The 4703-nt window shown below is 53.3% G+C and carries 5 protein-coding genes; all 5 read left to right on the top strand.

Annotation, left to right across the window (positions count from 1 at the left end; all coding sequences use genetic code 11):
• On the top strand, positions 1-289 hold a 289-nt coding region (locus JHD59_RS21540; protein WP_199155769.1), incomplete at its 5' end, for a GDP-mannose 4,6-dehydratase.
• A gap of 110 nt (positions 290-399) precedes the next feature.
• Positions 400-1299 (top strand): GDP-mannose 4,6-dehydratase, encoded by a 900-nt coding sequence (locus JHD59_RS21535; RefSeq protein ID WP_199155768.1) that lies wholly within the window; start codon positions 400-402, stop codon positions 1297-1299.
• Positions 1300-1301: 2 nt separating this feature from the next.
• Positions 1302-2414 (top strand): glycosyltransferase family 1 protein, encoded by a 1113-nt coding sequence (locus JHD59_RS21530; RefSeq protein ID WP_199155767.1) that lies wholly within the window; start codon positions 1302-1304, stop codon positions 2412-2414.
• Positions 2415-2441: 27 nt separating this feature from the next.
• Positions 2442-3626, top strand: a complete 1185-nt coding sequence (locus JHD59_RS21525; RefSeq protein WP_199155766.1) for a polysaccharide biosynthesis/export family protein — start codon at positions 2442-2444, stop codon at positions 3624-3626.
• Between the two features lie 9 nt (positions 3627-3635).
• Positions 3636-4703: glycosyltransferase (locus tag JHD59_RS23375; RefSeq protein ID WP_368671642.1), on the top strand; the 1068-nt coding region annotated here is incomplete at its 3' end.

Genomic DNA, 4703 nt, shown 5'->3' with positions numbered 1-4703 from the left:
TACCGAAACTGTGCGTGACTTTGTCAAGATGGCCTTCCAGGCTGCCGGCATTCAACTGGAGTTCCGTGGCGAAGCCGAAAACGAAGTGGCCATTGATACCGCCAGCGGCAAGACCGTGGTTCGCGTCAATCCCAAGTTCTACCGTCCTGCAGAAGTTGACCTGTTGATCGGTAATCCGGAAAAAGCTTTCCTCAAGCTGGACTGGAAGCCGAAAACGACGCTGGAGCAACTGTGCCAGATGATGGTAGAGGCTGACATCCGTCGTAACGAGGCTGGTTTCTCCTTCTAAAGGTATAAATGGCTGCAGCCATTTGCCTGCGGTTTCAATCGGGCGGCTTGGCCGCCCGAACTATTACCAGTGCCAGCACCCCATCGGCTGCTGGTGAGAGGAGTAAAAGCATGAAGCGGATTTTGATTACCGGTGCCGAAGGCTTTACCGGACGTTTTCTGGCGCAGGCCTTCAAGACGCAAGGTTATGAAGTACATGGTCTGTGCCGCCAGGTCAAGCCCGATGGCATTGACGGAGTAGATGTGGTACATGTGGCGGACCTTGCAGACAAAGCGGCGTTGCAATTGGCAGTAAATCAGGCCAAAGCCGACAAGGTAGCCCACCTGGCTGCCATTGCCTTCGTGCCACATGGCAATGCCGACGCAATCTACCAGACCAATGTACAAGGCAGCCGCAATCTACTGGAAGCACTTAGCTTGTGCCCGCACCAGCCGGAGGCCGTTTTGCTGGCCAGCAGCGCCCACGTTTATGGCAATGCAGTTGAAGGCACGCTAGATGAAAGCACTCCGCTGGCACCAGCCAGCGACTATGCGGTAAGCAAATTGAGCATGGAATTTGTGGCAAAGCTGTATCAGACACGCCTGCCGCTGATTCTGGTGCGCCCATTCAATTACACCGGCGTGGGTCAGGATGAAAATTATCTGATTCCCAAGATAGTTAGCCACGCCCGTCGCCGTGCGCCAGTAATAGAACTGGGCAACCTGGATGTGGCTCGCGATTTTTCTGATGTACGGATGGTGGTCAGCTGCTACCGACAACTGCTGGAAAACCCTGCAGCGATTAACCAAACCTTCAATGTTTGCTCCGGTGAATCCTGGACACTGCAGCAGGTGCTGGATATGGTGCGCGATATTTCCGGACACAACTTTGAAATCAAGGTCAACCCGGCCTTTGTCCGCCAGAACGACGTCAAGATTCTACAAGGTGATCGTACCCGACTGGACAGGACAATAGGCACGTCGCAACGCATTGCCTTGCGCGATACCTTGCGCTGGATGCTGGAGCGCTGAACTTGAAACTGGTTCTGTCGGTGGAGGCACTAACGCCATCGCTTTCCGGCATTGGCCGTTACACCTGGGAGCTATGCCAGCGTTTGCCGCATCACGAGCAGCTTAGGCAGGTCAAATTCCAGCGCGCTGGCCTGGAAATCAAGCAGCCTGCCCGCCTGCTGCAAGCTGGCGGAGAAGAACAAACAGTGCCCGCCAAGGTACGCTTGCCACGCTGGGCCAGAAACTGGTTGCAAGCACGAGCCAACCGCGAGTGCGTGTTTCATGGCCCCAATTTTTTCCTGCCGCCGCAGGTAGAGCGCGGCGTCATTACCGTGCATGACCTGTCGGTTTTCAAATATCCGGAAACGCATCCGCTGGAGCGTATCAAGGATTTTGAACGCAATTTCACCCGCTCTGTCCTGCAGGCCGCACACATCATTACCGACTCGTCCACAACAAGAGACGAGGTGATGGCCTTTACCGGCCTGTCTGCCAGCCAGGTAACAGCGATTCCACTTGGGGTTGCCGCGGTCTTCAGCCCCAGAGCACCGGACGTTTTACAAGCGTCACTTGGCCAATACGGACTGACTTGTGCGGGTTATGGTTTGTGTGTTTCCACGATTGAGCCGCGTAAAAAAATTGCCGAATTGTTAGCCGCATGGCGCCTGCTACCCTCCCCCATCCGCAATCAATACCCTCTGGTGGTGATTGGCGGTCAGGGCTGGCGCAATGATGCCATCAAGGCCGCCATCGCGCAGGGCGAAACGGAGGGCTGGGTAAAGTATCTTGGATTTGTACCTGAAGCGGATTTGCCTTTGCTCTACGCCGGTGCCCGTACCTTTTTTTACCCATCAAGCTATGAAGGCTTCGGCTTACCGCCTGTAGAGGCGATGGCCAGCGGTGTGCCGGTTTTGGTGGCCAACCGCTCTTGCCTACCAGAAATCACGCAAGGGGCAGCCATGCTGGTTGATCCTGATGATGTAAACGCCTTTGCATTAATGATCGAGCAAAGCCTGACAGACTCCACATGGCGTTACCAGGCTGTTGAGTCCGGCTTGCAAGTTGCATCGTCCTACTCGTGGCAGCGCTGCATCGATAGCACCATAAAGGTGTATCAAAAAATAATGAACGGCTAGCCCGTCTATTTATCAAGAAAGAAAATAATGGCTTTAAAGAATATGCAGTTTATTTTCCCGACCCGGTTGCTATTGCTTTCATCGCTACTTTCCCTGTCGGCTTGTAGTGCCATTCCATTGCCTTCCTCCGGCCCCAGTGCAGGCCAGATCCAACAATTGGCATCCGATACTGCAGATGCAAGGATCCCAGTGATTGAAGTTAATGGCGACGTGACACGCCGGTTGCAACGGGGCCAGCGCCGCAGCTTGTTCTCAGAAGCTCTGGGCAATACAAAGGTGGCCAGTTATTCGGTAGGTGCTGGCGATGTGCTGGAAATTTCCATCTGGGAGGCACCGCCAGCCAGTCTGTTTGGAGGCAGTACACTAGATACCAAGGCTGCGATTTCTACCTCCCGTTCCGTTGCCCTACCAGAACAGATGGTCAATAGCGCCGGCAACATCAACGTGCCTTTTGCCGGCATGATCAAGGCTTCAGGCCGTTCACCACAAGAAATCGAAGCGGAAATCGTGCAAAAACTCAAGGGCAAAGCCAATCAGCCGCAGGCCATGGTGCGGGTGCTGCGCAATGCCACATCAAATGTGACAATTGTGGGCGAAGTAGCCAATAGCATAAGGATGCCACTGACAGCGAAAGGTGAGCGTTTGCTGGATGCGCTGGCCGCAGCGGGCGGCGTGCGCCAACCAGTGAGCAAGATGACCTTGCAGATTACCAGGGGCAGCAAAGTGCAAGCATTGCCGCTAGAAACCATCATTCAAGACCCACGGCAAAATATCGTCTTGCAAGCAGGAGATGTCATCACTGCCTTGCATCAACCATTAAGCCTGACGGTGCTTGGCGCCGCAGGGAAAAATGAAGAACAAAACTTTGAGACCCAAGGTATCACGCTAGGCCAAGCATTAGCTCGGGCTGGAGGACTGCAGGACTCGAGAGCTGATGCGAAAGGCGTTTTTGTATTCCGCTTTGAAGACCCGGCAGTACTAGATAGAAAAACAGATAAATCCCTTCAAGTTAACGAAGATGGCAAAGTACCCGTAGTATATCAGGTTGATCTGAAAGATCCGGCCATGTTCTTTGTTGCGCAAAAATTCCCTATGCAAAACAAAGACGTCTTGTATGTCTCAAACGCGCCAGCTGCCGAATTGCAAAAGTTCCTAAACATCTTGTCTTCTATTGTCTATCCATTAGACACCGTGCGTAATTTCGGTAGATAACACTCTTTTATGATACACCGCGATATTTTGATCGATGTCAGTCGGCTGCTATGGCGGATGCACAGCGGTCGACTGCCCACCGGCGTAGACCGCGTGTGTCTAGCCTATGTCGAGCATTATAGGAATCGTGCACAGGCTGTCATTCAAAAAGGGAAATGGCATCATATATTGACTGCCGATGCCTCTTCTGAATTGTTTGAGTTGTTCTTGAATCCCTCCGGTAATTTCAAGATACAATTAGCACGACTTGCTCTACGAGCCACACTCCCACCATGGGCTAGGCAATATGCTGATCAACGCTTCTACCTAAATATTGGGCACACTGGACTAGAGAGTGCAAGCTTAGGACCGTGGATTCAGAAGGTTGAAGCCAAAGCAATCTACCTAGTCCATGATCTAATCCCCATAACACATCCAGAATACTGCCGTCCTGGTGAGTCCGCACGTCACCACCTCCGCATGCAAACCATCTTGCAATCGGCCTACGGAGTCATTGGTAACTCACAAGACACGCTGGATAACCTGCAACAATTTGCTCGGACGCATCATGCCAATATGCCACCAAGCCTTGCGGCCCACTTGGGAGGAGGAGGCTGCCTGAAAGGCATTCATCCCGATCGTCCAATAAAGGAATCTTATTTTGTCATGCTGGGCACCATAGAGGGACGCAAGAATCACATTATGATTCTGAATGTTTGGCGTGATATGGTCCGCCAATATGGTGCATCAACTCCTCGCCTGCTGGTAATTGGACAGCGTGGGTGGGAGTGTGAGCAAGCTATCGACATGCTTGAGCGCTGTGAAAACTTGCGCGACTTTGTAATTGAAATTTCTAATTGTACTGATATTCAACTAGCACACTACCTGAAGCATGCCCAAGCGTTGCTTTTTCCTTCTTTTGCAGAGGGATTTGGTATGCCTCTAGTAGAGGCTCTAACCTGTCTCTTATACACATCTCCGAGCCCACGAGACTCAAAAGGGGGGGGGGGGGGGGGGGGGGGGGGGGGGGGGGGGGGGGGGGGGGGGGGGGGGGGGGGGGGGGGGGGGGGGGGGGGGGGGGGGGGGGGGGGGGGGGGG

It is taken from the genome of Chromobacterium sp. ASV23, from assembly GCF_016428945.1.
GTDB lineage: Bacteria > Pseudomonadota > Gammaproteobacteria > Burkholderiales > Chromobacteriaceae > Chromobacterium > Chromobacterium sinusclupearum.
The sequence above is the reverse complement of the archived record's forward strand: the minus strand, read 5'-3'. Positions and strand labels throughout refer to the sequence as shown.

Excerpts from the sequence above, each read along its gene's own strand:
- JHD59_RS21535 (WP_199155768.1), top strand. The coding sequence starts at position 400 with ATGAAGCGGATTTTGATTACCGGTGCCGAAGGCTTTACCGGACGTTTT.
- JHD59_RS21525 (WP_199155766.1), top strand. The coding sequence starts at position 2,442 with ATGGCTTTAAAGAATATGCAGTTTATTTTCCCGACCCGGTTGCTATTG.